Below are 25895 nucleotides of genomic sequence, written 5' to 3'. Positions count from 1 at the left end.
CATGCTCAGTTTCAACAAGGTCTCCACCTTCTACGGCAAGATCCAGGCCCTGCACGAGGTCAGCATCGAGGTACAGAAAGGCGAGATCGTCACCCTGATCGGCGCCAACGGCGCCGGCAAGTCGACCCTGCTGATGACCCTGTGCGGCAGCCCGCGCGCCACCAGCGGCAGCATCCGCTACATGGGCGAGGAACTGGTCGGCATGGACACGCCGGACATCATGCGCAAGAGCATCGCGGTGGTGCCGGAAGGCCGCCGCGTGTTCGCCCGCCTGACCGTCGAGGAAAACCTGGCCATGGGCGGCTTCTTCGGCAGCAAGGGCGACAACCAGGAGCAGCTGGACAAGGTCCTGCAACTGTTCCCGCGCCTGCAGGAACGCTTCGCCCAGCGCGCCGGCACCATGAGCGGCGGCGAGCAGCAGATGCTCGCCATCGGCCGTGCGCTGATGAGCAAGCCCAAGCTGCTGCTGCTCGACGAACCGTCGCTGGGTCTGGCGCCGATCATCATCCAGCAGATCTTCGACATCATCGAACAGCTGCGCAAAGACGGCGTGACCATCTTCCTGGTCGAGCAGAACGCCAACCAGGCGCTGAAGCTGGCCGACCGTGGCTATGTGCTGGAGAACGGCCATATCGTCATGCAGGGCAGCGGCAGCGACCTGCTCAGCGACCCCAAGGTACGCGACGCCTACCTCGGCGGCTGAACCCGGCCGATGCAAGCGGAACCGCCCTTCGGGGCGGTTTTTTATTCTGTAGGGAGCGCCCTGCGCCACAACGCGGGCGACGAATGCCCGGTGCGCGACACACCCTAGGAAACGCTGAACTCTTAAGCGGATATTTCCGCCCTCTTGCGCCCTGCCCGTCTGGCATTAGGCTCAAGGTCTCCGCCCTCGAGAGAGCACGCTCATGTCGCTGCGCAAGCCCCTGCTTCTGCTGCTGGCCTTGGCCCTGCTGCTCGGCGCCTGCAGCCGGGTCGACCTGGCCTACCGCAATCTGGACTGGCTGATACCGTGGAAACTGGACGACTACCTGGCGCTCGACGAGCAGCAGCGCGCCTGGCTCAAGCCGCAAGTACAGCAGCACCTGGCCTGGCATTGCCGCGTCGAGCTGCCGCGCTACCTCGACTGGCTGGAGGCCAACCAGGCGCTGCTGGACGCCCCCGACAGCGAGGCGCTGGCCGCGCAGCTGCAGGCCTTCGACCAGGCCCTGCAGCGCATCGCCGTGGAAATCACCCCGAGCAGCGTGCAGCTGCTGCGCGGCCTGAGCCCGCGCCAGGTCGAGCAGCTGTTCGAGGCGCTGGACGAGCAGAACGCCAAGCTGCGCGAGGAATTTGTCGAACCGCCGCTACCGCAGCAGATCGCCCAACGCGCCGAGCGCATGAACCAGCGCCTGCAGCCCTGGTTCGGCAACTTGAGCGCCACGCAGACCGCCCGCGTCGAGGCCTGGGCCGCCAGCCTGGGGGCGCAGAACCGGGTCTGGCTGGACAACCGCCTGGCCTGGCAACAGGCGCTGCGCGAAACCCTCGAGGTGCGTCGCGGCGAGGCGTTCGAGGCGCGCATGCGCGCGCTGCTGCAACAGCGCGAGCGCTTCCATACCGAGGCCTACCAGGCCAGCTATGCGACCAGTCGCCGGGCGCTGGTCGACCTGTTCGCCGACCTGCTCGCCCAGGCCGACGAGCCCCAGCTCAGCCGCCTGCGGCAGCGCCTGAACGGCCTGCACGCCGACCTGGCGAAGCAGCAGTGTCAGGCAAACCGGGCAGTCGCCAATCGCTGACAAGGCCTGGGGTGGGCAACGCCCAGCTTGCCCTGCAGCGCCATGCCCCCGGCAAGGGAATGTGGAAACGCTGCGCGGTTTTCCACAGCACCTCCCCCGGGGGCCCGTGCGTACTGATTGAGCGACATACCCACGAGGGGCGGCCTGCGGGTTCGCCTCCGGATCACGGGCTAGGATTTGGCTATGGCGCAAACCGCCGCTCGAATGACCCGGGACAATATTTGCCGCCACGCCCCCGCCTAGACTCACTCGCTCCCGAATCCGCACGGAGCGCAACAGCATGACCTTCGATGTCGCCATCATCGGCGCCGGCCCGGCCGGTTTGTGCCTGGCCCGCGCCCTGTCCGGCCAGGGCCTGGCCGTCGTGGTGCTGGAGCGCCAGGCCGAGCAGGCGCTGGCAGCGCCGGCCTTCGACGGGCGCGAGATCGCTCTGACCCGGGCCTCGCAGGCGCTGCTCGAACGCCTCGGCCTGTGGGCGCGCCTGCCGGCCGAGGCCATCGCCGAGCTGCGCGACGCCCAGGTGTTCGACGGCCCCTCGCTGTTCGCCCTGCAGATCCGCGCCGAGCAGGCCGGCGCCGAGCGCCTCGGGCATCTGGTGGCCAACCAGGCGATCCGCCGGGCCGCCTACCAGGCCGTGGGCGAATGCGCCGATGTGCAATTGCGCTGTGAGGCGAGCGTGCGCGCCATCTGCCAGCGCGAACGCGAGGTGGAGCTGGTTCTTGAGGACGGTCAGTTACTGAAAACCCGTCTGCTGGTGGCTGCCGACAGCCGCTTCTCGGAGACCCGCCGCCAGCTCGGCATCGGCGCCCAGCTCAAGGACTTCGGCAAGAGCATGCTGGTGTGCCGCATGCAGCACGAGCGCGATCACCAGCAGATGGCCTGGGAGTGGTTCGGCTACGGCCAGACCCTGGCCCTGCTGCCGCTCAATGGCCGCCAGTCGTCGGTGGTGTTGACCCTGCCACCACGGCAGATCGAACGCCTGCAAGGGCTCGACGAGACGGCCTTCGCCTGGGAGATGGAACGGCGCTTCGAGCGCCGCCTGGGCACCATGCGGCTGGTCAGCAGCCGCCACGCCTACCCGCTGATCGGCGCCTACGCGCGGCGCATGGTGGGCCGGCGCTGCGCGCTGATCGGCGACGCCGCCGTGGGCATGCATCCGGTCACCGCGCATGGCTTCAACTTCGGCCTGGGCAGCGTGCAGCGGCTGAGCGAACTGCTGCTGGCCGCGCAGCACAAGCGCCAGGACCTCGGCGCGGGCGATCTGCTGGCGCGCTACGAACGCCGGCAGCGCCTGGCCACCTGGCCGCTGTACCAGGCCACCAATCTGCTGGTGGAGCTGTACACCGACGACCGCCTGCCCGTGCGCCTGCTGCGCGGCGCCGGGCTGCGCCTGGCGCAGGGGCTGCGGCCGTTGCAGAGCGGCATCGCCCGGCACCTGACGGCGCGCACCTGAGCCAGGCTCAGAACCACTGATCGTTGCGCTTGCGCTTGACCCGCAGCATGGTCGGCAGGATCAGCCCAAGCAGCAGCCCGGCGCCGGCGATACCGCCGCCGTAGACCATGTAGCGCATCAGCACCTGCTGCTGCTCCTCGCCCAGCTGCGCCTGGGCATCGCGCAACTCGGCGCGGGCCGTGGTCAGCTCGCTGTCCAGCGCGCTGCGGGCTGCCTGCAGCTCGTCGATCAGTTGCTTGCGCGAGTCCAGGGTCTCCTGCATGCCCTGCACGCGGGCCTTCCAGGCGTCGTCGATGCCTTTCAGCTCGGCGGACAACTCGGCCACCTGCTGCTCCAGCTGCGGCAGGCGCTCGGCCTGGCCGGGCACGGCCTGCAGGTCGCGGCTGGGAATCCACACGGCGTTGCCGTTCTCCGCGCGCACCTGGCTGTAATCGCCCTGGCTGCGCAGCAGCTCGACCTTCTGCCCGGAACTCAGCGTGCCGACGATGCGGTAACCGTCGGTCGGCCCGCTGCGCACGTAGGTGTTCAGGCTGTCGCTGACCCAGCGCGCATTGCCGGCCTCCTCGGCCTGTGCCGCAGGGGCGAGCGCCAGCAGACCGCCGAACAGACAGGCGGCGAAGGGTCGAGTCGGAATAACGGGGAAATGACGGGATAAGGACATGGGCGATCTTCACGTGGCGACGAAAACGAAGCCCGCCGGGCGGGCGCGGTGCGAGGTCGGCCACAGGCAGCGCCATGGGCTGCAGCGGAGGTACCGGAGGCGCGCTGAGGAGGCCTTCAGCCAGCCGGCCAATGGCCACCCGCGCCGCCCCGGCGGGCCGACAGGAGAAAGACCGGGGCGAGCGCCGTGAGTTCACTCGCGCGCCTGGAGGCGAGACGGGTGGCCTCAGCTGTCGCGAAACAGATCGTGCGCATCGAGCAGGCGCCAGGCGATCTCCGGACGCTTCTCCAGGGCGCGGCGGATCGCCGCCGGGATCGCCTGGCGGGTCTTGCGGCACAGGCCCGGCTGCTCGTCGAAGCGAAAGCCGATGCCGCGCATGCTGCGCACCTCGCCATGGCCGGGAGCGATATGCAGGCCAATGCCGAGCTGCTCGAACATGCGCTGCTGCAAGCGCTCGAGTTCCTCCAGGCTCTGCAGGTTCTCCAGGCGCTCGAGCAGGCGCTGCTCCTCCTGACGGGTGAGCAGCAGGATGCGCGTGTCGGCGCCCGGCGCGTCCAGCAGCTGTTCGCGCCGACAGTCGCAGACGCCCGCTGGGCAGGGATGACGAAGCGGTGGCAGGGAAGTCATGGGCTAGGATCATAGCCAGCCGCGAATGCCGTTGCCCACTGCCGCGTCGTGCAGGGCGATGGCCGGGCCAGGCAACCTCTTGCCGCCGCCGGGGTCTGAAGCCCTGATCCACCAAGGAGCGGCTGCGCATCCGCGTCGACGCCCTGCGTTGAGCAGGCCCTGCAGCAGCCGTTAAGCTGGCCCCACTCTCACCCGCACAAGGAAGACCACCATGCTTCGCCTCACCACAGTCGCCGCCGCCCTGCTGCTCTCGGCCAGCGCCTTCGCCCTGTCCCTCTCCGACCTGAGCCAGCAGGACGCCAGCGGCGGCCTCAAGGACGCGCTGATCCAGGGCGCCCAGGTGGCGGTCAAGCAGCTCGGCACGCCCGGCGGCTTCAGCGACAACCCGGACGTGCGCATCGAGCTGCCGGGCCACCTCGGCAAGGCCGCCAAGACCATGAAGATGATGGGCATGGGCGCCCAGGTCGAGCAGCTGGAGGCGAGCATGAACAAGGCCGCCGAAGCCGCCGTGCCGCAGGCCCAGGCGCTGCTGGTAGACGCCGTGAAGAAGATGACCCTGGCCGATGCCAAGGCGATTCTCGCCGGCCCCGCAGACTCCGCCACCCAGTACCTGAACCAGAGCAGCCGCGAGCAGATCCGCGCCAAGTTCCTGCCCATCGTCAAGCAGGCCACCGACCAGGTCGGCCTGGCCCAGCAGTACAACGCCTTCGCCGGCCAGGCCGCGGCCTTCGGCGTGGTCGACGCCAAAAGCAGCACGGTGGAAGGTTACGTCACCGAGCAGGCGCTCAACGGCCTGTTCGAGATGATTGCCGTGCAGGAAGCGAACATCCGCCAGAACCCGGCCGGCGCCGCCACCAGCCTGGCGAAGAAGGTATTCGGCGCGCTCTGATCGCCGCCTGCCGCGACAGCGCCCCGCTCGGCCCCCGGCCGGCGGGGCGTTTTACCTGGTGGCCAGCTCAGGGCCGGCTGAGCGCGCCGAGCTGCGGCCGGGCAAACAGGTAGCCCTGCATGTAGCGGATGCCCAGTTCGATCAGCGCGTCGCGCTCGCCGGCGCTTTCGATGCCTTCGGCGATGATGCGGATGCCCAGCCGCCGCGCCACCAGGACGATGCCGGCGACTATCGCCTGGCGCACCGGGTCCTGGTCGATGCCGCGGGTCAGCACCATGTCCAGCTTGAGCACGTGCGGCTGGAAGGTGGCCAGCAGGTTGAGCCCGGAGTAGCCGGCGCCGAAGTCGTCGATGGCGGTGGTGAAGCCCTGCCGGCCGTATTCGGCGAAGATCCGCTTGAGGTGCTCGGCATCGTGGATCTGCTCGCCCTCGGTGACCTCGAACATCAGCCGCTCGCGGGGGAATTCGAAACGCCTGGCCGCCTCCAGCGTCGCGCGGATGCAGGTCTCGGCGCGGTACACCGCATTGGGCAGGAAGTTGATGCTGAGCAGGCAATCGGGGATTTCGTGCAGGCCGAGACGAGCCGCCTGCTCGATGGCCTTGACCCGGCAGGCCTGGTCGAAGCGATAGCGGTTGCCATCGTTGACCCGCCCGAGAATCTCCCCCGCCGACTCGCCGTTGACGCCGCGCACCAGCGCCTCATAGGCGAAGGGGCGCCGCTCCTCGACATCCAGAATCAGCTGAAAGGCCATGGTGAAGTCGAACCCCAGCGCCTCGGGGTTGCGGCACTCGGCGCAGCCGAGCGGGCGAAAGGGTTGGGGGAAGAAACTCTGGCTGTCACTGTTCATGGGAGCATCCTGGTCAGGGGCGAAGACCACCGTTGGCGCGGGCCCGTCGCGGGAGCCCGGCACTTCGTAACTGACAAAAGCGCAACGCCTCGGCTCGGGCGGCGAACCGCCGCGGCCGACGGACGAAGGATAGCCTGCTCCGCGCCATCAGAGCCGGAAGGAGGCCACCTGTTTTTCCAGGGACAGCGCCAGCTGCTGAAGGGCCTGCGCAGTACGCGAGGTATCCGCCACCGCTTCGCTGTTCTGCTGCGACATCTGCGCGATGCGCTCGACGTTGCGTGCCACGTCCTGGCTGGCCACGGTCTGTTCGCGCAGCGCCAGGGAAATCTGGTCGACCACGCCGACCACGCGCCCCGAAGCTTCGCGGATGCTGACGATGGCGTTGCCGGCCTGGCTGGCCTGCTCCACTCCGCTGCTGACCTGCTGCACGCCGACCTCCATGTTGCCCACCGCATTGCGCGTGCCGTTCTGGATCTTCTTGATCATTTCGGCGATCTCCTGGGTGGAATTGGCCGTGCGTTGCGCCAGCAGGCGCACCTCGTCGGCCACCACGGCGAAACCGCGCCCCTGCTCGCCGGCCCGTGCCGCCTCGATGGCCGCGTTGAGCGCCAGCAGGTTGGTCTGGTCGGCGATCTCCTTGATCACGTTGACGATGGAGGAAATCTGGTCCGAGTGCTGGCCCAGCTCGCCGATCTGCGCGGCCGCGCCCTGCACGGTGTCGGCGATGCGCTGCATGCTCGACAGGGTGTGCTGGATCACCGTACCGCCCTCCGACGACTGCCGCCCCGACTCGCTGGACAGGCTGTGGGCCTCGTTGGCGTTGTCGGCGACATGGTTGATGCTGACGGTCAGCTCCTCCACCGTGGCGGCCATGCTGGACGCCGCGTGGGACTGCTCCTGCGTGGACACCGACAGCTGGCTGGCGGCGCTGGAGATGTTCTGTGCGGCGCCGACCAGCTGCTCGGCGCCGCTGCGGATCTGCCCGATCATCTCGCGCAGTCGCTCCTGCATGGTGGCGAAGGCGTCCAGCAGCACGCCGATCTCGTCGCGGCCGGCGCGCTCGATGCGCGTATCGAGACGCCCCTCGGCGATGCTGCGCGCCACGTCGACGACCGGCTGCAGGCGTCCGGCGATGCTGCGCGACAGGGCAAAGGCAACGCTGATGGCGAGCACCGCGGCAATCAGCCCGCCGCTCAGCAGAATTGCCAGCGACGACGACTTGGCCGCTTGCATGGCGAGGTTGCGCTGCGCGAGCAGGCCATTTTCCTCGGCCTGCAGATCGGCCAGCAGCTGGCGCATGGCGTCCATCTTGGCCTTGTCGCGCCCCGCGCTGATCTGCGCGATGACCGCCTCCATCGACTGCGCACCGGCCACCACCTGGCGGCGTAGCTCGACATTGCCGTGGATGTCCTCGCGCTCCCACTGATCGTGCAGGGCCTGCAACTGGCTCAGGCGCTGCTGCTGCTTGGGGTTGTCGGCGGTCAGACGGCGCAGTTGCGCGAGGTGTTGCTGAAAGCTGCGCTCGCCCTCGTTCAGCGGAGCGAGAAACTGCTCGCCGCCGGTGATGGCGAAACCGCGCATGCCGGTCTCGATATTGATCAGGCTGGTCAGCAGCGAGGCTGACTCGTTGAGCACATCGTAGGTATGGATATTGCGCTTGACCGTGCTGTCGACCTCGGCAAAACCGCGCCAGGTCGACAACACCAGAATCAGGATGATCAGCAGAACGACGCCGAAACCCGCATACAGCTTCTGGGAAATGCTGAGATTGGCAAACATGGAGGCCTCTGAATCGAAAGGGCAGACAGTGCGCCGGGGCTGACGGCCCTCGGCGATGCTCGGAGCGCCGGCAGGAAAAGGCACCGGTGGCGATGGCCAGCGCAAAAATGGCACAGCGCCATTATGCATATCGATACAAAAACTGTACAAGATATTCTCTATGTACAACTTAGACCCTATCTATCACGCCCCCTGGCAGGTCCGCACCAAGCCTTCGCCGCCCCTGCCAAAGCCGCTGGCGAAGGCCAGCCCCGCCCAAAACGAAAGCCCCGCCGGGCTTGTGGCCGGGCGGGGCTTTCGGGTTGCCGTTGCCGATCAGGCGCAGGCGGCTTGCATCTGCCGATGCGTGTCGATGAGGTGCTGCACCACGCCGGGATCGGCCAGCGTGGAGATGTCGCCGAGAGCATCGTATTCGGCGGTGGCGATCTTGCGCAGGATACGGCGCATGATCTTGCCCGAGCGGGTCTTGGGCAGGCCCGGCGCCCACTGGATCACGTCCGGGGTGGCGATCGGGCCGATTTCCTTGCGCACCCAGTTGCGCAGCTCCTGACGCAGCTGCTCGCTGGCCTCCTCGCCGGCGTTGAGGGTGACGTAGACGTAGATGCCCTGCCCCTTGATGTCGTGCGGCACGCCGACCACGGCGGCCTCGGCGACTTTCGGGTGGGCGACCATGGCGCTTTCCACCTCGGCGGTGCCCATGCGGTGCCCCGAGACGTTGAGCACGTCGTCGACCCGGCCGGTGATCCACCAGTAGCCGTCCTCGTCGCGGCGCGCGCCGTCGCCGGTGAAGTACATGCCCTTGAAGGTGTTGAAGTAGGTGTCGACGAAGCGGTCGTGGTCGCCGTACAGGGTGCGCGCCTGACCCGGCCAGGAGTCGATGATCACCAGGTTGCCTTCGGCAGGCCCTTCGATGATGTTGCCCAGGTTGTCCACCAGTGCCGGCTGCACGCCGAAGAACGGCCGCGCGGCGGAACCCGGCTTCATCGCGTGGGCACCCGGCAGCGGGGTCATCAGGCAGGCGCCGGTTTCAGTCTGCCACCAGGTGTCGACGATCGGGCAGCGGCTCTGGCCGACGTTCTCGTAGTACCAGTGCCAGGCCTCGGGGTTGATCGGCTCGCCCACCGAACCGAGCAGGCGCAGGCTGGAGCCGTCGGCGCCGGCCACGGCGGCCTTGCCCTCGGCCATCATTGCGCGGATCGCGGTCGGCGCGGTGTAGAGGATGTTGACCTTGTGCTTGTCGACGATCTTGGCCACGCGGGTGACGTCCGGGTAGTTCGGCACGCCCTCGAACATCAGGGTGGTGGCGCCGTTGGCAAGCGGGCCGTAGATCAGGTAGGTGTGGCCGGTGACCCAGCCGATGTCGGCGGTGCACCAGAACACCTCGCCCGGGCGGTAGTCGAACACCCGCTCGTGGGTCAGCGAGGCATATACCAGGTAGCCACCGGTGGTGTGCAGCACGCCCTTGGGCTTGCCGGTGGAGCCGGAGGTATAGAGGATGAACAGCGGCTCCTCGGCGCCCATTTCCTTCGGCGCGCAGACGCTGCCGGCGACCTTCATCAGGTCTTCGTACCAGATGTCGCGATGCTGGTTCCACTTGATCGCCGAGCCGGTGCGCTTGGCCACGATGACCTTCTGCACGCTGTGGGTTTCCGGGTTGGTCAGCGCGTCGTCGACGTTGGCTTTCAGCGGCACCTTCTTGCCGCCGCGCACGCCTTCGTCGGCGGTGATCACCACCTTCGACTTGCAGTCGATGATGCGCCCGGCCAGGGCCTCCGGCGAGAAGCCGCCGAATACCACCGAGTGGATGGCGCCGATGCGTGCGCAGGCCAGCATGGCCACCGCCGCCTCGGGGATCATCGGCATGTAGATGGTCACCACGTCGCCGCGGTGCACGTCCTGGCCACGCAGGGCGTTGGCGAACTTGCACACCTGCTCGTGCAGCTGGCGGTAGGTGATTTCCTGGTGCTCGGCCGGGTCGTCGCCTTCCCAGATGATCGCCACCTGATCGCCCCGCTCTTCCAGGTGACGGTCCAGGCAGTTGTAGGAGACGTTGAGGGCGCCGTCGGCGAACCACTTGATGTCGACGTGGTGATCGTCGAAGGAGGTCTGCTTGACCTTGGTGTAGGGCTTGATCCAGTCGAGGCGTTTGCCCTGCTCGCGCCAGAAACCGTCGGGGTTGACCACCGACTGTTGGTACATGGCCTTGTAGGTGGCCTCGTCGGTCAGGGTCCTGGCGGCCGCTTCCGGGCTCACGGGATAAAGAGACGCAGCACTCATGGATATACCTCGATGGCGAGTTGTTTTTTTATGCTGCCTTTTGTATCCCCCGACCCTTCGTGTGGCCATTCGACCATGGTCTTACCGCTCTAAGACCATGGTCTTGCGGCAGTTTTTCAGGTGTCAGGGGCGGTTCGACGCCTCGGCAGCCTGGATCAGCTCGGCGCCGATCTCGCCCTCGAACTTCTTCCACACCGGGCGCATGGCCTCGCGCCACTGCGCGCGCTGCGCCGGGGTCAGCTCGATGATCTCGGTGGTGCCGGCCGCGGCGATGGCCTGCTTGGCGCTCTGGTTCAGCGCATCGGCCTGACGGTTCACCTCGACGGTGACCTCGGCCATGATCGCCTCCAGCTCGCCGCGCACGTCATCGGGCAGGCCCTTCCAGAAACGGGTGTTGGTGATCACCATGTAGTCGATCAGGCCATGGTCGGACTCGGTCATGTACTTCTGCACCTCGTGCACCTTCTGGCTCTGGTAGTTCGACCAGGTGTTCTCGGTGCCGTTGACCACGCCGGTCTGCAGGCCCTGGTAGACCTCGGCGAAGCTCATCTTGCGCGGGTTGGCGCGCACCGCCTTGAACTGCTCCTCGAGCACTGCCGAGGCCTGCACGCGGAACTTCAGACCGCGGGCATCCTTCGGCTCATGCAGCGGCTTGTTGGCGGACATGATCTTCAGACCGTTATGCCAATAGGCCAGGCCGGTGATGTTCTTGTCCTCCATGGAGGTCAGCAGCGCACGGCCGGCCGGGCCGCCCTGGAAGCGATCGACCGCGGCCATGTCGTCGAACAGAAACGGCAGGTCGAAGATCTGCACCGGCTTGGCGTACTGCTCGAACTTGGCCAGGGACGGCGCCAGCAGCTGCACGTCGCCGAGCAGCAGCGCCTCCATTTCCTTGCCGTCGCCGAACAGCGAGGAATTGGGGTAGACCTCCACCTTGACCCGGCCCGGCAGGCGCTCTTCGGCCAGCTGTTTGAACAGCAGCGCGCCCTGGCCCTTGGGCGTGTTGTCCGCCACCACATGGGCGAACTTGATGAGGATGGGTTCCTCGGCAGCCTGAACCAGCCCGGCACAGGAGAGGATGGCAGCGCAGACGAGCGCCTTGGCGGTGAGTTTGAACATGACGTTACCTCGTTGTTGTTGTAGGTCGGTACGTGGGACGAAGGGGCCGGCGACGCAGCGCCGCCGACCGGTGTTCAGGCCGGGCTCTCGCCGGCGCGTTGCAGCAGACGACGGGCACGGCCCAGCACCGGGGCGTCGACCATCTGGCCGTCGACCACGAACACGCCTTCGCCGCTGCTGGCCGCTGCCATCAGGCGACGGGCCCAGGCCAGCTCCTGGTCCGTCGGGCGCAAGGCGTCGTGGACGATCGCCACCTGGGTCGGGTGGATGCACAGCAAACCGTCGAAGCCCATGTCGCGGGCATCGCGCGCGGTGCGGGCCAGGCCGTCGCGGTCCTCGATGGCGGGAAATACGCTGTCGAGCGGCGCGGCCAGGCCTGCCGTGCGCGAATGCAGCAGCAAGGCATAACGGGCCTGGTCGAGGATGCGTTCGGCACCGGCGCTGCCGCTGGCGAGCCCGAGATCCAGGCCCAGGTCGAGGGCGCCGAAGGACAGGCGCTCGACGCCCTCGCCGCGGGCGATTTCCGCCAGCGCCAGCAACCCCGCCGCACTCTCGATGATCGGCCACACCGGCTTGCCGCAGGCCACCACCCGTGCGACCTGGGCGGCACTTTCCACCTTGGGCAACAGCACGCCGACGACACCGGCATGACGGCCGCAGAGTTCGATATCGGCGCCGTGCCCGGCATGTTCGGGGGCGTTGATCCGCACCAGCATCCGCGCTTCAGGGTTGGCCGTGAGGAAGGCTTCGAGATGGGCCCGCGCCTCGACCTTCAGGCTCTCCTGCACGGCGTCTTCCAGATCGACGATGACCGCGTCGGCACCCACGGCCAGCGCCTTGGGGATGCGCTCCGGGCGGCTCGCCGGCACGAACAGGGCGCTGCGGATAACGGAATGGCTCATACGGCCCCCCGCTGATGCAGGCGCTGGATATCACCGGCGGCGTAGCCCAGCTCGGCGAGCAGCGCATCGGTGTGCTGGCCCAGCGCCGGGACGGCATCCATACGCGGTTCGAAGGCGCTGTTGCGCCCCGGCGGCAGCAAGGCCGGCAGGCTGCCGCTGGGGCTGTCGACCTGGCGCCAGCGCTGGCGCGCCTTAAGCTGCGGATGGGCCCAGACGCCAGCCATGTCGTTGACCTGGGCATTGGCGATCTGCGCCTGCTCCAGGCGTTCGATCACCTGCGCCGCGCTCAGGCGGGAGAAGGCCTCGACGATGATGGCGCGCAGCTCGGCGCGGTTGGCCGAACGCTTGAAGTTGGCGGAAAAGCGCTCGTCACCGGCCAGCGCCGGCTGCTCCAGCACCTTGGCGCAGAACGCCTGCCACTCGCGCTCGTTCTGCAGACCGAGCATCACCGTGCCGCCGTCGCCGGCCGGGAACGGGCCGTAGGGATAGATGGTCGAGTGCGCGGCGCCGGCGCGCGGCGGTGGCGTGGCGCCGTCGTAGGCGTAGTACAGCGGGTAGCCCATCCACTCCACCAGGCTTTCCAGCATCGACACGTCAACGCGGCTGCCGACGCCGGTCTTGCCGCGCAGCATCAATGCCGAGAGCACGCCGGTATAGGCGTACATGCCGGCGGCGATATCGGCGATGGAGCAGCCGGCCTTGGCCATCTCCTCCTCGCCCGGCCCGCCGGTGACGGAGAGAAAGCCGCCCTCGCTCTGGATCAGCAGGTCGTAGGCCTTCTTCTGCTCGTACGGGCCGCCCTCGCCGTAGCCGGAGATGTCGCAGACGATCAGCTGGGGAAAGCGCTCGTGCAGCGCCTCGAACGCCAGGCCCATGCGCGCCGCGGCGCCGGGGGCGAGGTTCTGCACCAGCACGTCGGCGCCGGCCAGCAGGCTGTCCAACACCTGCATGGCGTCGTCCTGCTTGAGGTCGAGGGTCAGGCTTTCCTTGGAGCGGTTGGTCCAGACGAAGTGCGAGGCCAGGCCGCTGACCCGCTCGTCGTAGCCGCGGGCGAAGTCGCCGCTGCCGGGGCGCTCGACCTTGATCACCCGCGCACCCAGGTCGGCGAGCTGACGGGTGCAGAACGGCGCGGCGATGGCGTGTTCCAGGCTGACCACGGTGATGCCATCCAGTGGCCGGGGTTGTTGTGCGTTGTTCATGTCCATGTCCTCGGTCAGGCCAACTGGCTCAGGTCGTCGGTTTCGCGCAGGCGCCAGACCCGATCGATCAGCACGCCGGCCTCATCGCTGCTGCGCTGGCCGGCGAAGGCCAGCAGGCGGCGGAACTTGTCTTCCAGCTCGCTGCGGCTGAGGCTGTTGCCCGGGTCGCCCTTGGGCTCGTCGATGGCGCCGCGCAGGGTGCGGCCATCCGTGGTGATCACCTCGATGCGGCCCAGCCAGCGTTGCGGGTAGGCCACATCCACCTCCGGGTCCAGGCGCATCTGCACCTTGTCGCGAAATGCCGCGACGTCGGCGTCGGTCAGTGACAGCTTCTCGAACTCGGTGAGCTGCGCCTTGCCATGCACGGCGATCAGACCGAGCACCGTGCCCATGGAGAACTTGGCCTGGTGCACGGTCTGCGGCACCTGCACACGGCCGAGCACGTCGATGGCGCCCTGGTGCACACGGGCGATGACGCGCTGGATCTGCTCGTGGCGCAGGCCTTCGCGCTGCATCAGGTCGAGCAGCGCGTCAGCCGCCGGATGGGTGTGGCGGCAGGAGGCGTGGAACTTGAACGAGGTTTCCACCAGCGCCCAGCGCCGGCCGAGGCGATCCGACAGCCTGCTCGGGTCGGCGTCGCGGGACATGCCGGCGGCCATGCCCTGCTCGCCTTCGAGGATGTTCTGCGCGCCGGTCAGGCCCTGCTCGGTGAAGTAGGCCGCCAGCAGGCCATCGGCCGCCGCCTTGGCGGTGTGCAGCTGCTTGGAATCGGCGGCGTCGCGCAGGAATTCCCACAGCCCGGCGGCCTGGGTACCGGCATTACCGAGCAGATGGACGAACTGCTGCTGGTCGAAGTCCAGCAGCTTGCCGACCGCCACCGCGGCGGCCAAGGTGCCGACGGTGGCCGTGGTGTGGAAGATGCGGTAATGCGAGCGACCGAGGAATTCGCCGATGCGAATGCCCGCCTCGTAGCCGGCCACCGAGGCCAGCAGCAGTTCGCGGCCGGACTTGCCCAGGTCCTGCGCCGCCGCCAAAGCGGCCGGGAACACCACGGTGGCCGGGTGCAGCACCGAGCTGTTGTGCAGGTCGTCCTGCTCCACCAGGTGCGAGGAGGCGCCGTTGACCAGCGCGGCGAAGTACGCCGAGGTGCCCCGGCCATTGACCAGGATGCGCGCCGGGCCATCGGCCGGCCCCATCTGCTGCGCATAGGCCTCGAACAACGGAATGGGCCGGGCGCCCTCGCTGGCCAGGGCCGAACCCAGCCAGTCGAGGAACAGGTCTTCGCTGCGATCCAGCACGTGTGCGGGAATCTGCTCGTAAGAGAGGTCGGCAAGAAAGGCCGCAAGCTTCTGAGTATCTGTGCTCATGACCGGCTCCTCAGAAGCTGCGCGGCAGCTCGAGCAGGTGCTCGGCCACGTACGACAGGATCAGGTTGGTGGAGATCGGTGCCACCTGGTACAGGCGGGTTTCGCGGAACTTGCGCTCGACGTCGTATTCGTTGGCGAAACCGAAGCCGCCGTGGGTCTGCAGGCAGGCGTTGGCCGCCTCCCAGCTGGCCTTGGCCGCCAGGTACTTGGCCATGTTGGCGGCGGCCCCGGCGTTGCGCCCGGCGTCGTATTCCTCGCAGGCGCGCCAGCGCATCAGGTCGGCAGCCTCGATCTCGATATGCGCCTCGGCGATGGGGAACTGCACGCCCTGGTTCTGGCCGATGGGCCGGCCGAACACCACGCGGTCGCGGGCGTACTGCGCGGACTTCTCGATGAACCAGCGGCCATCGCCGATGCACTCGGCGGCGATCAGTGTGCGCTCGGCGTTGAGCCCGTCGAGGATGTAGCGGAAACCCTTGCCCTCCTCGCCGATCAGGCTGCTGGCGGGAATCTCCAGGTTGTCGAAGAACAGCTCGTTGGTCTCGTGGTTGACCATATTGGCGATCGGCTGCACGGTCAGGCCGTTGCCGATGGCTTCACGCAGGTCGACCAGGAAGATCGACATGCCTTCGGACTTGCGCTGCACCTCGGCCAGCGGCGTGGTGCGCGCCAGCAGGATCATCAGATCGGAATGCTGCACGCGCGAGATCCACACCTTCTGCCCGTTGATCACGTACTTGTCGCCCTGGCGCACGGCGGTGGTCTTGATCTTGGTGGTGTCGGTGCCGGTGGTCGGCTCGGTCACGCCCATCGATTGCAGGCGCAGTTCGCCGCTGGCGAGTTTGGGCAGGTAGTGGCGCTTCTGCTCCTCGCTGCCGTTACGCAGCAGGGTGAACATGTTGTACATCTGCCCGTGGATGGTGCCGGAGTTGCCGCCGCAGTGGTTGACCTCCTCGAGGATCACCGAGGCCTCGGCCAGGCCCAGGCCCGAACCGCCGTACTCTTCCGGGATCATCGCCGACAGCCAGCCGGCTTCGGTCATGGCGCTGACGAAGGCCTCGGGAAAGCCCTTCTCCTCGTCGATCTTGCGCCAGTAGTCGGCGGGGAATTGCGCACAGAGGGCGCGTACGCCTTCACGGATGGCGTTGAGTTCTTCGTTGTGGTTGGGGTTCATCTCAGGTCCTCGGTCAGCCATGGCCCGCTTCGCATTCGGGCCAGACGAAATCAGTCGAATTGCACTTCCGCGCGCTGCGCCAGGCCGGCCTGGTCACCCGCCCACAGCTCGGCCTGGCCGGCCGCGCCGATACGCCCACCGACCTCGAACGGCTGCGGCGAAATCAGCGGGCGCAGGCCGCGGTAGGCGAAGCGGCGCAGACGCGCCTGCGGGTTGGCACGGCAGAAGGCGCGCAGGTTGAGCGTGGCGATCAGCGGGCCGTGCACCACCAGGCCGCCGTAGCCTTCGGTCTCGGTGACATAGGGCCAGTCGTAGTGGATGCGGTGGCCGTTGAAGGTCACCGCGCTGTAACGAAACAGCAGGGTGCTGCTGGGGGTCACCGCCTCGCGCCAATCGCCGGCCACCAGCGGCTCGCCACTGCTGGCCTTGGGCGGGCTGGGCTCGCGGTAGACGATGTCCTGCTCCTCGCGGATGGCCAGCTCACCGTCCTGCAGGTAGTCGTGCTGCACAGTGACGAACAGCAGCGCGCCGGTACGGCCGTGCTTTTCCTCGATGTGCTTGATGGTCGACACCCGGCTGGCTTCGCCACCGACGCGCAGCGGCTGGATGAACTCGACGCGGCCGCCGGCCCACATACGATTGCGGTTGTCGGCCGGCGGCAGAAAGCCGCCGCGCGCCGGATGACCGTCCTCGCCCAGGCCGCTCTCGGCAATGGGCTCCTGGAAGAAGGCCCAGTGCCACAGCGGCGGCAGCGCCTCGCCATGGGCCGGCGTGGCCTCGCCGAGGGTGGCGGCAATGCGCTTGACTAGGTTGCGGCTGAGTTGATCGTGGGCCTCTTCGCTACGGCCGATCCAGGCAGAGAAAGCAGAGTCACTCATGGGGCAGGTTCCAGCTCGGTTCTTGTGTGAGCTGGAGCATGCGACGCCGCCTACGTTCAGAGAATCCGCATTTATTTAAACCAGCGTTCGGATATGCTTAACGCCAATCCTGTAGGAGCCCGCTTGCGGGCGATGCTTTACAGATCGCCAGTGATCGCCCGCAAGCAGGCTCCTACGAATGACCTCAGGAAATGGCCACCATGCATTTCGATCTGCCCGACCTGCGCCTATTCATCCACATCGCCGAGTCGCCCAGCCTGACCCAGGGCGCGCGCAAGGCCTTCCTCTCGCCGGCGGCGGCCAGCGCGCGGATCAAGGCGCTGGAAAGCCAGCTCGGCAGCCGCCTGCTCTATCGTGACAGCCGCGGCGTCGAGCTGACCCCGGCCGGCCAGCGCCTGCTGCAGCATGCACGGCTGATCATGCGCCAGGTGGACTACCTGAAAAGCGAGTTCACCGAATACGGCACCGACGCCGCCGGGCATATCCGCATCTTCGCCAACACCACGGCGGTGACCGAATTCCTCCCCGAGGTACTGGCCGGTTTTCTCGCCGAGCGCCCCGGCGTCACCGTCGACCTGCAGGAGCGCCTGAGCCGCGACATCGTGCGTGGCGTGCTGGATGGCGCGGCGGATCTCGGCATCATCGCCGGCCCCGTGCAGGCGCCGGGGTTGCAGGTGCTGCACTTCAGCACCGACCGCCTGGTGCTGGCGGTGCCGCTGGGCCACCCGCTGGCCGAGCGGCAGACGGTCAACCTCGGCGACACCCTCGCCTACCAGCATATCGGCCTGCACGAGGGCAGCACCCTGTTGAGCTTCCTGCGTGAACAGGTGGAAAGACTCGGCGGCACGCTGGCGCTGCGTATCCAGGTATCGAGCTTCGAGGCGATCTGCCGAATGATCGAGGGCGGCGTCGGCATCGGCATCATCCCCGAGTCGGCAGCGCGGAGGCACAGCCGCACCATGCAACTGGCCATCCTGCAACTGGACGAAGCCTGGGCGGTGCGCGAGCGCAGCATGCTGGTACGCGAGCTGGATGCCCTGCCAGGCAGCGTGCGGGCACTGATCGATCGCCTGAATCAGGGCGTCTAGAACCTGATCAGCGAGCGGATCTGGGATAAAAAAAGGGCGACCCTGAGGTCGCCCGCCCATTCAAGGCATCCCTCGAAAGGAATGCGGAAACGCTTGCACCCAAATCACGCAGGATGATCGGGACGAGCGCAGTGTCGCCGCAGCGGGCAGTGGCGCCTATTGCACCAAGGTCGTAGGGCAGCAGCGACCTTGGGGGCAGCCATAATGTCCGTCGAATTGCGAGGAAAAGCCCCATGAAGCCAGAGCATCTCGCCCTGCTGCAACAGGCGCCAGCCGCTACCCGTGCCGACGATACCTGGGCCAGGCTGTGCTGCGAGCAGGCGCTGCTGGCATTGGAAGAAGGCTGTTACGCGGTCGGCGCAGTGCTGGTCGATGACGCCGGTGAACTGCTGTGCAGCGGCCGCAATCAGGTGTTCGCCGGGCATTACGCCAGCGCCGCGCATGCCGAGATGCAGGTGCTCGATCAGCTCGAAGCCGAGCACCCGCAGCTCGACCGCAGCGGCCTGACCCTCTACGTCAGCCTCGAGCCCTGCCTGATGTGCCATGGCCGCATCCTGCTGGCTGGCATCCGCCGCGTGCGCTACCTGGCGCGCGACCGTGACGGCGGCTTCGCCGCCCATCCACCGCGCCTGCCGCCGGCCTGGGCCAATCTGGCCTCGCGCCTGTCGGCGGCCCAAGCCGAGGTCGATCCCTACTGGAGCGAGCTGGCCAAGCGGGCGGTCGAGCAGTTGCAGGACCGGCAGGCGTTGCGGAATCGAGTGGTCGCGGCCTGGCGCGGCGGCCAGATGGATTGACGCGCCGCGCTGTCGCGACGCAGGGCGCGCGGCACCCCTACGATTAACCCCGCAGACGCTTGACCAGCCGTGCCTGCAGCGCTTCCAGCTCAGCCGGATCGGCCTTGTTCGCCGCATGGATGCCCAGTTGCTCGCCGGGGAAGCGCGGGATCACGTGCATATGGATATGGAACACCGTCTGCCCGGCCGGCGCGCCGTTGAACTGCGCCACCTGCACCCCGGCCGGCTCCAGCTCCTCGACCAGGGCGCGGGTGAGCTTCTGCACCACGGCCATCACCTTGGCCAGGCTGGCCTCGTCGATCTCGAGGATATTGCGCGCGGCGGCGCGCTTGGGAATCACCAGGCTGTGGCCGTAGGACTGCGGGAACAGGTCGAGGAAGGCCAGCACCTCGTCGTCTTCGTAGAGCTTGTAGCAGGGCGCTTCGCCGCGAATGATCTGGGCGAAGATGTTCTGGGGATCGTAGGTACCGTGCAGACTCATGCCGATGGGCTCCGTGCCGGGTGGAGGAAAGCTCGCACCATACCGCCTAGCCCGCTCCCAGGAAACCGGCGCTTCACCGCCGTATGGCTCGCGTCCCCATGTCCCGCCTCGCCGGCGCTTAGGAAACCGGCGGTTGACCGGCGCAACGCTGGCGCCCATACCCGGCCCGAGCATCGGGAACCTGCCGGCATCGCCCGGGTCGATGGGCATTAGCAGCAGGATCGATTTCCCTCGCCCGCACCCTGCGTGTTCTGATCGCCCGCATCCCGTCGCCGTCCCATCCGCCATGGAGTTCACATGACCGACCTCGCCCAGTTCCCCATCACCCGCAAATGGCCCGCCCAGCACCCCGAGCGCCTGCAGCTCTACTCGCTGCCCACGCCCAACGGGGTCAAGGTGTCGATCATGCTGGAGGAAACCGGCCTGGCCTATGAGCCGCATCTGGTCAGCTTCGACAGCAACGACCAGTTCAGCGAAGCGTTTCTCTCGCTCAACCCGAACAACAAGATTCCCGCCATCCTCGACCCCGTTGGCCCGAACGGCGAGCCGCTGGCATTGTTCGAGTCCGGCGCCATCCTGCTCTACCTGGCGGAGAAGACCGGCCAGCTGCTGCCGCAGGCTGCCGGTGCGCGCTATCAGGCGATCCAGTGGCTGATGTGGCAGATGGGCGGCGTCGGCCCGATGTTCGGCCAGCTCGGCTTCTTCCACCGCTTCGCCGGCCGCGACTACGAGGACAAGCGTCCGCGCGACCGCTACGTGGCGGAGAGCAAGCGCCTGCTCGGCGTGCTCGACCAGCACCTCGAAGGCCGCGACTGGATCATGGGCAGCGAATACAGCATCGCCGATATCGCCACCTTTCCCTGGATACGCAACCTGGTGGGCTTCTACGAGGCCGGCGAGCTGGTCGAGTTCGAGCGCTTCGCCAACGTGCGCCGCGTGCTCGAGGCCTTCCTCGCCCGCCCCGCCGTACAGCGCGGCCTGAACATCCCCGCGCGCGGCTGACGCCCCCCGAGTTCGACGAAAGCGCCGATCTAGAGCCATTGCCAATCCCCCGACGCGCTGTCGGGGGCCTATAATGCGCCGGCCGTTTGCCCTCCCCGCCCAAGGTTATTCATGAACGACCACGCCGCCACCGCCGCGACCAACCTGTCGCCTGGCGCGATCCTTCTCATTCAACTCGCCCTGGCCCTCGGCGGCTTCGCCATCGGCACCGGCGAATTCGCCATCATGGGCCTGATGCCCAACGTCGCCGCCGACCTGGGCATCAGCGAGCCGCAGGTCGGCCACGTGATCAGCGCCTACGCCCTCGGTGTGGTGGTCGGCGCGCCGATCCTCGCACTGCTCGGTGCGCGCCTGCCCAGGCGCATCCTGCTGTTGCTGCTGATGGGCTGCTTCGCCCTCGGCAACTTCGCCAGCGCCCTGGCCCCGGACTACCTGTCGCTGATGCTGTTCCGCTTCGTCGCCGGCCTGCCGCATGGCGCCTACTTCGGCATCGCCATGCTGGTGGCGGCGAACATGGCACCGCCGCACAAGCGGGCCAAGGCGGTGAGCCGGGTGCTGGCCGGTCTCACCGTCGCCATCCTGATCGGCAACCCGCTGGCCACCTGGCTCGGCCAGGGCCTGAGCTGGCGTTATGCCTTCGCACTGGTCGGGGTGATCGCCATCACCACCATCGCCATGGTGGCGATCTTCCTGCCGACCGATCGCAACGAGCAACGCTCCAGCCCGATCGGCGAGCTGCGTGCCTTCAACCGCGCGCCGATCTGGCTGGCCATGGCCATCGGTTCGATCGGCTTCGCCGGGATGTTCTGCGTGTTCGCCTACATGGCGCCCACCCTGCTGCAGGTGACCGGCGTGCAACCGGGCTGGATTCCGCTGGCGATGGCGCTCTTCGGCGCCGGCTGCATCGTCGGCAACAGCGCCGGCGGCTGGCTGTTCGACCGCCTGCGCTTCAAGGCGGTGGCCTGGATCCTGCTGTGGAGCGCGCTGGTGCTGCTGTTGATGCCGCTGGCAGCGCAATCGGTGTGGAGCGTGGCCCCGGCGATCTTCGCCCTGGGCACCATGATCGCCCTCGGCCCGGCGCTGCAGACCCACCTGATGGACGTGGCCACCGGCGCGCAGACCCTGGCCGCGGCCTCCAACCACGCCGCCTTCAACATCGCCAACGCCCTCGGCCCCTGGCTCGGCGGCCTGGCCATCGGCGCCGGCCTGGGCTGGACGGTCACCGGCTATATCGGCGCGGCCACCGCCGTGCTCGGCCTCGGCCTGTTCGCCTGGGCCTGGCAAGTGCAGCGGGTCGCGACGGCGCCCGCCGAGCCGGCGGCGAGCTAGCACGGCGCGCCAGCGGCAGGTATCTTCTGTCGCCAACGCCAACCGCCCTTGCCCATCGAGTCGCCCATGAATCCGCGCCTGCTTCGCCCCCTCCTCCTCTGCAGCCTCGCCCTCGCCGCGCTCGGCGCGCAGGCCCGGGTCGAGGTCGCGGCGCGGGACGGCCTGCTGGCGGCGAAGATTTCCGAAGAGATCGCCCCCGGCGACTACGAGAAACTGCTGCAGGGCCTGCGTGCCCATCCGGGCAGCTACAGCCGCAAGATCGTCCTGCTCGACAGCATCGGCGGCAGCGCCCCGGAGGCGATGCGCATGGGCCGCCTGCTGCGCGAGACCGGCTTCGAGGCGCTGGTGCCGTCCGGTGGGGTCTGCCAGGGCAGTTGCGTCTACCTGCTGGCGGCCGGCAAGCGCAAGATCGTCAAGGGTCACGTCGCCCTGCGTCGCCCGCCCTTCGCCGCCGGCGACTCGGCCCAGGCGCAGGCCGCCCACGGCAGTCAGCCGTTCAGCCCGGCCGCTTACTTGCGCGAAATGGGCGTCGATATCGGCCTGGCCGAAGACATCTACCGCGCCGCCCCCGGCCAGTTGCGCCTGCTGAGCAGGGACGACCTGGCGCGCTACAGGTTGCACTGAGGCGCCCAAAACCACTGCCGCCCAGGCAGGGAGACCACTCGCCCCGCTCCAGCAGCGACGGGACAGGCGAGGCGCACTGCCGCATATCGCCACGCCGGGAGCAACGCGCGGACAGCGACTAGGCTGCATGACGGGCCCATGCCCTGTCTCCGTTCCCCCTACAAGGAGGTACCCGCGATGGTTTCAGCCCTGATTCAGAACGTCGCCCTCAACAACCATTCGCCGGCCGGCGGCATGCTGCCCTACCACCAGAACTGCGTGGCCATGGCCTTCTCCCGCACCCTCGGCATCGGCGTCAACGCGGCGGTCAACCTGTTCATCGCCAGGGGTTGGGTGGGCAGCGCCAGCGCACTGCAGTACGACAACGCCATCGCCACCATCGTCGCGCAGCTGCCGCTGGCCAACGTCGCCCTGGACGAGTCCTGGCTGTCGCTCAAGCCACGCCTCAGCACGCTGGCGGATGGCCGCTACTTCGCCGTCAACTCGGGAGCCAACAACTTCGGCGGCACCGGCATCGGCCATGCCTTCGCCATCGTCAAGCACGGCAGCTGGGGCACCGCTGCCAACAACTCGGAGAAAACCGACAGCAACTACGGCAGCAGCATCGCCGGCTCGAGCAAGATCAGCCTGTGGGGGCCGGCCTAGGCTGGACCCGCTACGCCCAGGCCCTGCGCGCCGGGGTCATGGCTGCGACGCAGCGCAGACAACGCACTAGCGTGCTTTCTTCCTACCGGTCTTGCGCGCATGGGCGCCGGCGGCGGCAGCCTTGAGCAGGCGCTGGAAGGTCGGGCACTCGGCGTGGCTCGGCGCCGGGCAGGCCGCGGCATGCCGCAGCCCCCGGCTCATGGCGCGCAGACGCTTGATGCTGGCGTCTATCTCGTCGGCCTTGGCCAGTAGCGCCTGGCGATCGATTTGCGGCTCGCCATGGCTGGTCAGCATGTTGCGGATCTCGTCCAGGCTGAACCCGGCGGACTGGCCGAGGGAGATCAGCGCCAGCTGATCCAATACCTGCGCGGCGAAACGGCGCCGCTCGCCCTGCCGGTTGAGCACCCGCAGCAAGCCCTTTTCCTCGTAGAAACGCAGCGTCGATGCTGGCAGACCGGAACGCCTGGCGACTTCGGCGATATCCATGCACACCCCTTGACTTCAAGTTCACTTGAACTTGTAGCCTCACATCGAAGCCAGCAATGGTCAACCCGAGTGAGGCCCCAAAATGAACCCGTTACTGCACGATCTCTTGCCGATATTCGCCATAGGCGCCGGCGCCACCCTGGTGATGGACGCCTGGTTGCTGCTCCTGCGGCGCCTGGGCATCGCCACCCTGAGTTTCGCCCTGGTCGGTCGCTGGGTCGGCCACCTGCTGCGCGGCCGGGTCCGCCACGCCGCCATCGCCAAGACGGCGCCGGTTCGCGGCGAACTGGCGCTGGGCTGGCTCGTCCACTACGCCACCGGCATCGTCTTCGCCGTCCTGCTGCTGGTTCTCACCGGTCCGGGCTGGGCTGCGCGTCCCTCACTACTGCCGGCCCTGGCGCTGGGCCTGGTCACCGTGGCCGTGCCGCTGCTGCTGATCCAGCCGGCGATGGGCGCCGGCATCGTTTCGCGCCACACGCCGACGCCGCTGAAGAACTGCCTGAAAAGCCTGGCCACCCATGGCGTGTTCGGCCTCGGCCTGTACCTGAGCGCCAGTCTGCTGGCCGCGCTACCGGCCTGAGCCACACCTTCGCCCCAACCCCGCCGAGCCTGCGTGCCGGCACCACCACTGGAGAACGTTCGATGATTTCGCCGAAATACGCCCCCCTGCTGTTCGCCCTGATCCTTTCCGGCCTGATGTCGCTGCTGGTCTCGGGCATCGCCACCCTGCGCGCCACAGGACTGGCGCCGCAGTTCGCAACACTCTGGCTGAGCGCCTGGCTGACGGCCTGGCTGTTCGCCTTCCCTACCGTGCTGCTGGTGGCGCCGCTGACCCAGAGGCTGGTCAGGGTGCTGGTGACCAGCAAATAGCCGGTTGCGCCCGGGAGGGTCGGCGCCAGATGTCGTGATCGCCCTTATCGGGCCATGCCCGACAGGGCAGCGCCGATGGCCGCGCGCACTCAGGGGCCCAGGTAGCGCTGTTCGATGCGGGTGTAGCTGCCGTCCTCCACCAGCCTGCGCAGGACGGCGGCGTAGTTCTGCACGAACTCGGGCTGCACGCTCTTCCTGCTGAAGGCCACCTCCGCCGCGTCGCTGGACACCACCACGGCGGTCGGGCGGATATGCTCGCTCAGCCCCAGGCTCTGCAGTTCGAAACGGCCAGAATGTTCGTCGGCGATCAGGCCGTCGATGCGTCGCCGGGCGACCATCTGCCAGAGGTTCAGACGAGTGGCGTTGAGCACCACGCGGCTGGCGAAGGCCTCGTCGGCCATCAGCGTCTGGTAGTCCGCCCCGTAGGACACGCCGATCTGCGCGCCGAGGCGCAGCGGCGTGTCGCGCAGTTGCAGCAGGTTATCCAGCGGCCAGCGCTGCGCCGCATCGCGGCGCAGGAAGAGGATATTGCGCGACGGCTCGAGAATGACGCCGGAGAAGTGCGCGTAGGCCTCGCGTTCCGGCTTGCGGAAGGCGCCGGGCAGGACGTCGAGGCGGCCCTGCTCCAGCTCCAGCAGCGCCCTGGCCCAGGGCAGGCGTACCAAGCGCGCCTGGCAGCCCAGGCGGGCGAACACCGCGCGATTGAGGTCGATATAGATGCCGCCGACCGAGCCGTCCTCCAGCTCCATGCTGAAGGGCGGGTCGTGATCCCAGCGCAGCGACAGTTCGCAGTTCGCCCCGGCCAGCCCCGGCAACAGCGTAAGCAGCAACAGGAAGCGGCGCAGGGCACCTGGGCGAGCCAGCGGGGGACGAACTGCAGATAGCGTCAAAGGCGACTCTCGGGACTACAGGGGACCGATGCGCCCGAGTCTAGGGAAAGCGCGGGTGGATGGCAAAGCGCCACGGCCACCGCGTGCGGCGACGCCGACGAGACGTCGTCGCGTCAGGCTAGGCCTAGGTTGCGTTCGGCTGACGCCGCTGAAGCCCGCAGCGGCCTCAGCGCGTGGCCGCAAAGCCCTTTACCCGCTCCAGCCAGGCCGGGTCGAGGCGGTTCTGCTCCAGTTCCAGCCCCTGCGCCTGCATGGCTTCGCGGTGCGCGTCGATCTCGCGCACCATCTGGCTCAGCTCGCTGGAGTTGCCGTCGAGCTGGTGCATCTGGGTCAGACCCAGGTGATAGAAGCGCAGCAGCTTCATCGCGCTGGCGTCGCCCTGGGCCACGCCGGCTTTTACATGGTGCATGACATTGGTCACGCGCATCAGGCTGCGCTTGAGCCGCCAGCCGTACACCGCCGCCGCCATCAAGGGCCGCGACCACAGCTGCAGGCGCACCAAGGCGACGGTCAGGCCCAGGCCGGCCAGCACCCCGAGCAGGTTCCAGCGGAAATTGTCGCCGCCGGGCGTGCCGAACAGCTGGGTGCTGGCGGTGGCGCAGAGCATGGCCAGCGTCAGGAAGATGACCGCGATCAGCAGCGTGCTGCGGCGGGTCTGCTGGCGGTAGTGCTCGGGATTGATGGGGGTGATTTCGAACATGACAGACAATTCTCGACTGTGATTGGGCGGGCTCTGCCCTCT

At 68.0% G+C, this 25895-nt stretch carries 26 protein-coding genes and 2 pseudogenes; 12 read left to right on the top strand and 16 right to left on the bottom strand.

Going from position 1 to position 25895, the window contains the following annotated elements; translation table 11 throughout:
• Nucleotide 1: 1 nt before the first annotated feature.
• From ACIGFL_RS05380 to ubiM, 3 genes are all read left to right on the top strand, one after another.
• A complete protein-coding gene (locus ACIGFL_RS05380; RefSeq protein WP_021442915.1) occupies nt 2–703 on the top strand; it encodes an ABC transporter ATP-binding protein in 702 nt (233 codons plus the stop codon).
• Between the two features lie 202 nt (nt 704–905).
• Nucleotides 906–1772 (top strand): DUF6279 family lipoprotein, encoded by an 867-nt coding sequence (locus ACIGFL_RS05375; RefSeq protein WP_397496375.1) that lies wholly within the window; start codon nt 906–908, stop codon nt 1770–1772.
• A gap of 280 nt (nt 1773–2052) precedes the next feature.
• A complete protein-coding gene (gene ubiM / locus ACIGFL_RS05370) occupies nt 2053–3225 on the top strand; it encodes a 5-demethoxyubiquinol-8 5-hydroxylase UbiM (protein WP_397496374.1) in 1173 nt (390 codons plus the stop codon).
• Nucleotides 3226–3232: 7 nt separating this feature from the next.
• Here ubiM and ACIGFL_RS05365 read toward each other — a convergent pair whose 3' ends face one another.
• A complete protein-coding gene (locus tag ACIGFL_RS05365) occupies nt 3233–3886 on the bottom strand; it encodes a TIGR04211 family SH3 domain-containing protein (RefSeq protein ID WP_397496373.1) in 654 nt (217 codons plus the stop codon).
• Nucleotides 3887–4111: 225 nt separating this feature from the next.
• Nucleotides 4112–4513: a hypothetical protein gene (locus ACIGFL_RS05360; RefSeq protein WP_021441952.1), complete on the bottom strand. Its 402-nt coding sequence runs from the start codon at nt 4511–4513 to the stop codon at nt 4112–4114.
• Between the two features lie 211 nt (nt 4514–4724).
• Here ACIGFL_RS05360 and ACIGFL_RS05355 point away from each other — a divergent pair, with 211 nt between their 5' ends.
• On the top strand, nt 4725–5402 hold the full coding sequence (locus tag ACIGFL_RS05355) for a DUF4197 domain-containing protein (RefSeq protein ID WP_397496372.1): 678 nt from the start codon (nt 4725–4727) through the stop codon (nt 5400–5402).
• 67 nt (nt 5403–5469) lie between these two features.
• Here the strand turns inward: ACIGFL_RS05355 and ACIGFL_RS05350 are convergent, their stop codons facing one another.
• The 10 genes and pseudogenes from ACIGFL_RS05350 to ACIGFL_RS05305 all read right to left on the bottom strand — a co-directional run bounded on the left by ACIGFL_RS05350 (nt 5470) and on the right by ACIGFL_RS05305 (nt 16944).
• On the bottom strand, nt 5470–6249 hold the full coding sequence (locus ACIGFL_RS05350) for an EAL domain-containing protein (RefSeq protein WP_397496371.1): 780 nt from the start codon (nt 6247–6249) through the stop codon (nt 5470–5472).
• Between the two features lie 147 nt (nt 6250–6396).
• Nucleotides 6397–6984 (bottom strand): annotated as a pseudogene (locus tag ACIGFL_RS05345) (methyl-accepting chemotaxis protein); the annotation flags it as partial.
• Between the two features lie 267 nt (nt 6985–7251).
• Nucleotides 7252–8028, bottom strand: a pseudogene (locus ACIGFL_RS05340) (CHASE3 domain-containing protein); the annotation flags it as partial.
• A gap of 315 nt (nt 8029–8343) precedes the next feature.
• Entirely contained in the window at nt 8344–10305 is a 1962-nt protein-coding gene (acs, locus tag ACIGFL_RS05335) for an acetate--CoA ligase (protein WP_397496370.1), read from the bottom strand.
• A gap of 123 nt (nt 10306–10428) precedes the next feature.
• A complete protein-coding gene (locus tag ACIGFL_RS05330; RefSeq protein WP_397496369.1) occupies nt 10429–11424 on the bottom strand; it encodes a TRAP transporter substrate-binding protein in 996 nt (331 codons plus the stop codon).
• 74 nt (nt 11425–11498) lie between these two features.
• Entirely contained in the window at nt 11499–12326 is an 828-nt protein-coding gene (locus tag ACIGFL_RS05325; protein WP_397496368.1) for an HpcH/HpaI aldolase/citrate lyase family protein, read from the bottom strand.
• Nucleotides 12323–13525 carry a CaiB/BaiF CoA transferase family protein gene (locus tag ACIGFL_RS05320; protein ID WP_397496367.1) on the bottom strand — a complete coding sequence of 401 codons (1203 nt, stop codon included), beginning with the start codon at nt 13523–13525 and terminating at the stop codon, nt 12323–12325. Before ACIGFL_RS05320 ends, ACIGFL_RS05325 begins: the two co-directional genes overlap by 4 nt.
• Before the next feature lie 14 nt (nt 13526–13539).
• A complete protein-coding gene (locus ACIGFL_RS05315) occupies nt 13540–14892 on the bottom strand; it encodes an MmgE/PrpD family protein (protein ID WP_397496366.1) in 1353 nt (450 codons plus the stop codon).
• Nucleotides 14893–14902: 10 nt separating this feature from the next.
• The gene (locus ACIGFL_RS05310) at nt 14903–16066 is read right to left on the bottom strand and encodes an acyl-CoA dehydrogenase family protein (RefSeq protein WP_397496365.1); all 1164 of its coding nucleotides are present in this window, start codon (nt 16064–16066) and stop codon (nt 14903–14905) included.
• Between the two features lie 50 nt (nt 16067–16116).
• Nucleotides 16117–16944 (bottom strand): MaoC family dehydratase N-terminal domain-containing protein, encoded by an 828-nt coding sequence (locus tag ACIGFL_RS05305; protein WP_397496364.1) that lies wholly within the window; start codon nt 16942–16944, stop codon nt 16117–16119.
• A 200-nt stretch (nt 16945–17144) separates the two neighbouring features.
• Between ACIGFL_RS05305 and ACIGFL_RS05300 the strand changes: the two genes are divergently transcribed.
• Nucleotides 17145–18032 (top strand): LysR family transcriptional regulator, encoded by an 888-nt coding sequence (locus tag ACIGFL_RS05300; protein WP_397496363.1) that lies wholly within the window; start codon nt 17145–17147, stop codon nt 18030–18032.
• 233 nt (nt 18033–18265) lie between these two features.
• Nucleotides 18266–18826, top strand: a complete 561-nt coding sequence (locus tag ACIGFL_RS05295) for a nucleoside deaminase (protein ID WP_397496362.1) — start codon at nt 18266–18268, stop codon at nt 18824–18826.
• A gap of 43 nt (nt 18827–18869) precedes the next feature.
• Here ACIGFL_RS05295 and ACIGFL_RS05290 read toward each other — a convergent pair whose 3' ends face one another.
• On the bottom strand, nt 18870–19307 hold the full coding sequence (locus tag ACIGFL_RS05290; protein WP_021441945.1) for an HIT family protein: 438 nt from the start codon (nt 19305–19307) through the stop codon (nt 18870–18872).
• Between the two features lie 297 nt (nt 19308–19604).
• Between ACIGFL_RS05290 and ACIGFL_RS05285 the strand changes: the two genes are divergently transcribed.
• The 4 genes from ACIGFL_RS05285 (at nt 19605) to ACIGFL_RS05270 (ending at nt 22907) form a co-directional block, all read left to right on the top strand.
• Complete coding sequence (locus tag ACIGFL_RS05285; RefSeq protein WP_021441944.1) at nt 19605–20309, top strand: glutathione S-transferase N-terminal domain-containing protein; 705 nt, start codon at nt 19605–19607, stop codon at nt 20307–20309.
• 111 nt (nt 20310–20420) lie between these two features.
• Nucleotides 20421–21638, top strand: a complete 1218-nt coding sequence (locus ACIGFL_RS05280) for an MFS transporter (RefSeq protein ID WP_397496361.1) — start codon at nt 20421–20423, stop codon at nt 21636–21638.
• 66 nt (nt 21639–21704) lie between these two features.
• A complete protein-coding gene (locus ACIGFL_RS05275; RefSeq protein WP_397496360.1) occupies nt 21705–22262 on the top strand; it encodes a hypothetical protein in 558 nt (185 codons plus the stop codon).
• Nucleotides 22263–22439: 177 nt separating this feature from the next.
• Nucleotides 22440–22907 carry a hypothetical protein gene (locus ACIGFL_RS05270; protein WP_397496359.1) on the top strand — a complete coding sequence of 156 codons (468 nt, stop codon included), beginning with the start codon at nt 22440–22442 and terminating at the stop codon, nt 22905–22907.
• Between the two features lie 66 nt (nt 22908–22973).
• Here ACIGFL_RS05270 and ACIGFL_RS05265 read toward each other — a convergent pair whose 3' ends face one another.
• The gene (locus ACIGFL_RS05265; protein WP_021444440.1) at nt 22974–23393 is read right to left on the bottom strand and encodes a helix-turn-helix domain-containing protein; all 420 of its coding nucleotides are present in this window, start codon (nt 23391–23393) and stop codon (nt 22974–22976) included.
• An 82-nt stretch (nt 23394–23475) separates the two neighbouring features.
• On the opposite strand from ACIGFL_RS05265, the gene ACIGFL_RS05260 reads away from it, so the two are divergent.
• Together ACIGFL_RS05260 and ACIGFL_RS05255 are read left to right on the top strand one after the other, a co-directional pair.
• Nucleotides 23476–23973: a DUF2938 domain-containing protein gene (locus tag ACIGFL_RS05260; protein WP_397496358.1), complete on the top strand. Its 498-nt coding sequence runs from the start codon at nt 23476–23478 to the stop codon at nt 23971–23973.
• A gap of 62 nt (nt 23974–24035) precedes the next feature.
• Complete coding sequence (locus ACIGFL_RS05255; protein WP_021444438.1) at nt 24036–24263, top strand: DUF2798 domain-containing protein; 228 nt, start codon at nt 24036–24038, stop codon at nt 24261–24263.
• Nucleotides 24264–24352: 89 nt separating this feature from the next.
• On the opposite strand, the gene ACIGFL_RS05250 is transcribed toward ACIGFL_RS05255, so the two are convergent.
• Both ACIGFL_RS05250 and ACIGFL_RS05245 read right to left on the bottom strand, forming a co-directional pair.
• Complete coding sequence (locus ACIGFL_RS05250) at nt 24353–25093, bottom strand: ABC transporter substrate-binding protein (RefSeq protein WP_021444437.1); 741 nt, start codon at nt 25091–25093, stop codon at nt 24353–24355.
• A gap of 226 nt (nt 25094–25319) precedes the next feature.
• Nucleotides 25320–25853, bottom strand: coding sequence for a DUF3087 domain-containing protein (locus ACIGFL_RS05245; protein WP_397496357.1), 534 nt, complete (start codon nt 25851–25853; stop codon nt 25320–25322).
• Nucleotides 25854–25895 lie beyond the last annotated feature (42 nt).

Origin of the sequence: Pseudomonas sp. NPDC077649 (assembly GCF_044542855.1) — a bacterium.
Lineage (GTDB): Bacteria > Pseudomonadota > Gammaproteobacteria > Pseudomonadales > Pseudomonadaceae > Aquipseudomonas.
Note: the sequence above shows the minus strand (reverse complement) of the source record. Positions and strands in the feature narration are given on the sequence as shown.

Coding starts and splice junctions, on each gene's coding strand:
- ACIGFL_RS05380 (WP_021442915.1), top strand. CDS start 2: ATGCTCAGTTTCAACAAGGTCTCCACCTTCTACGGCAAGATCCAGGCC.
- ACIGFL_RS05375 (WP_397496375.1), top strand. CDS start 906: ATGTCGCTGCGCAAGCCCCTGCTTCTGCTGCTGGCCTTGGCCCTGCTG.
- ubiM (WP_397496374.1), top strand. CDS start 2,053: ATGACCTTCGATGTCGCCATCATCGGCGCCGGCCCGGCCGGTTTGTGC.
- ACIGFL_RS05365 (WP_397496373.1), bottom strand. CDS start 3,886: ATGTCCTTATCCCGTCATTTCCCCGTTATTCCGACTCGACCCTTCGCC.
- ACIGFL_RS05360 (WP_021441952.1), bottom strand. CDS start 4,513: ATGACTTCCCTGCCACCGCTTCGTCATCCCTGCCCAGCGGGCGTCTGC.
- ACIGFL_RS05355 (WP_397496372.1), top strand. CDS start 4,725: ATGCTTCGCCTCACCACAGTCGCCGCCGCCCTGCTGCTCTCGGCCAGC.
- ACIGFL_RS05350 (WP_397496371.1), bottom strand. CDS start 6,249: ATGAACAGTGACAGCCAGAGTTTCTTCCCCCAACCCTTTCGCCCGCTC.
- acs (WP_397496370.1), bottom strand. CDS start 10,305: ATGAGTGCTGCGTCTCTTTATCCCGTGAGCCCGGAAGCGGCCGCCAGG.
- ACIGFL_RS05330 (WP_397496369.1), bottom strand. CDS start 11,424: ATGTTCAAACTCACCGCCAAGGCGCTCGTCTGCGCTGCCATCCTCTCC.
- ACIGFL_RS05325 (WP_397496368.1), bottom strand. CDS start 12,326: ATGAGCCATTCCGTTATCCGCAGCGCCCTGTTCGTGCCGGCGAGCCGC.
- ACIGFL_RS05320 (WP_397496367.1), bottom strand. CDS start 13,525: ATGAACAACGCACAACAACCCCGGCCACTGGATGGCATCACCGTGGTC.
- ACIGFL_RS05315 (WP_397496366.1), bottom strand. CDS start 14,892: ATGAGCACAGATACTCAGAAGCTTGCGGCCTTTCTTGCCGACCTCTCT.
- ACIGFL_RS05310 (WP_397496365.1), bottom strand. CDS start 16,066: ATGAACCCCAACCACAACGAAGAACTCAACGCCATCCGTGAAGGCGTA.
- ACIGFL_RS05305 (WP_397496364.1), bottom strand. CDS start 16,944: ATGAGTGACTCTGCTTTCTCTGCCTGGATCGGCCGTAGCGAAGAGGCC.
- ACIGFL_RS05300 (WP_397496363.1), top strand. CDS start 17,145: ATGCATTTCGATCTGCCCGACCTGCGCCTATTCATCCACATCGCCGAG.
- ACIGFL_RS05295 (WP_397496362.1), top strand. CDS start 18,266: ATGAAGCCAGAGCATCTCGCCCTGCTGCAACAGGCGCCAGCCGCTACC.
- ACIGFL_RS05290 (WP_021441945.1), bottom strand. CDS start 19,307: ATGAGTCTGCACGGTACCTACGATCCCCAGAACATCTTCGCCCAGATC.
- ACIGFL_RS05285 (WP_021441944.1), top strand. CDS start 19,605: ATGACCGACCTCGCCCAGTTCCCCATCACCCGCAAATGGCCCGCCCAG.
- ACIGFL_RS05280 (WP_397496361.1), top strand. CDS start 20,421: ATGAACGACCACGCCGCCACCGCCGCGACCAACCTGTCGCCTGGCGCG.
- ACIGFL_RS05275 (WP_397496360.1), top strand. CDS start 21,705: ATGAATCCGCGCCTGCTTCGCCCCCTCCTCCTCTGCAGCCTCGCCCTC.
- ACIGFL_RS05270 (WP_397496359.1), top strand. CDS start 22,440: ATGGTTTCAGCCCTGATTCAGAACGTCGCCCTCAACAACCATTCGCCG.
- ACIGFL_RS05265 (WP_021444440.1), bottom strand. CDS start 23,393: ATGGATATCGCCGAAGTCGCCAGGCGTTCCGGTCTGCCAGCATCGACG.
- ACIGFL_RS05260 (WP_397496358.1), top strand. CDS start 23,476: ATGAACCCGTTACTGCACGATCTCTTGCCGATATTCGCCATAGGCGCC.
- ACIGFL_RS05255 (WP_021444438.1), top strand. CDS start 24,036: ATGATTTCGCCGAAATACGCCCCCCTGCTGTTCGCCCTGATCCTTTCC.
- ACIGFL_RS05245 (WP_397496357.1), bottom strand. CDS start 25,853: ATGTTCGAAATCACCCCCATCAATCCCGAGCACTACCGCCAGCAGACC.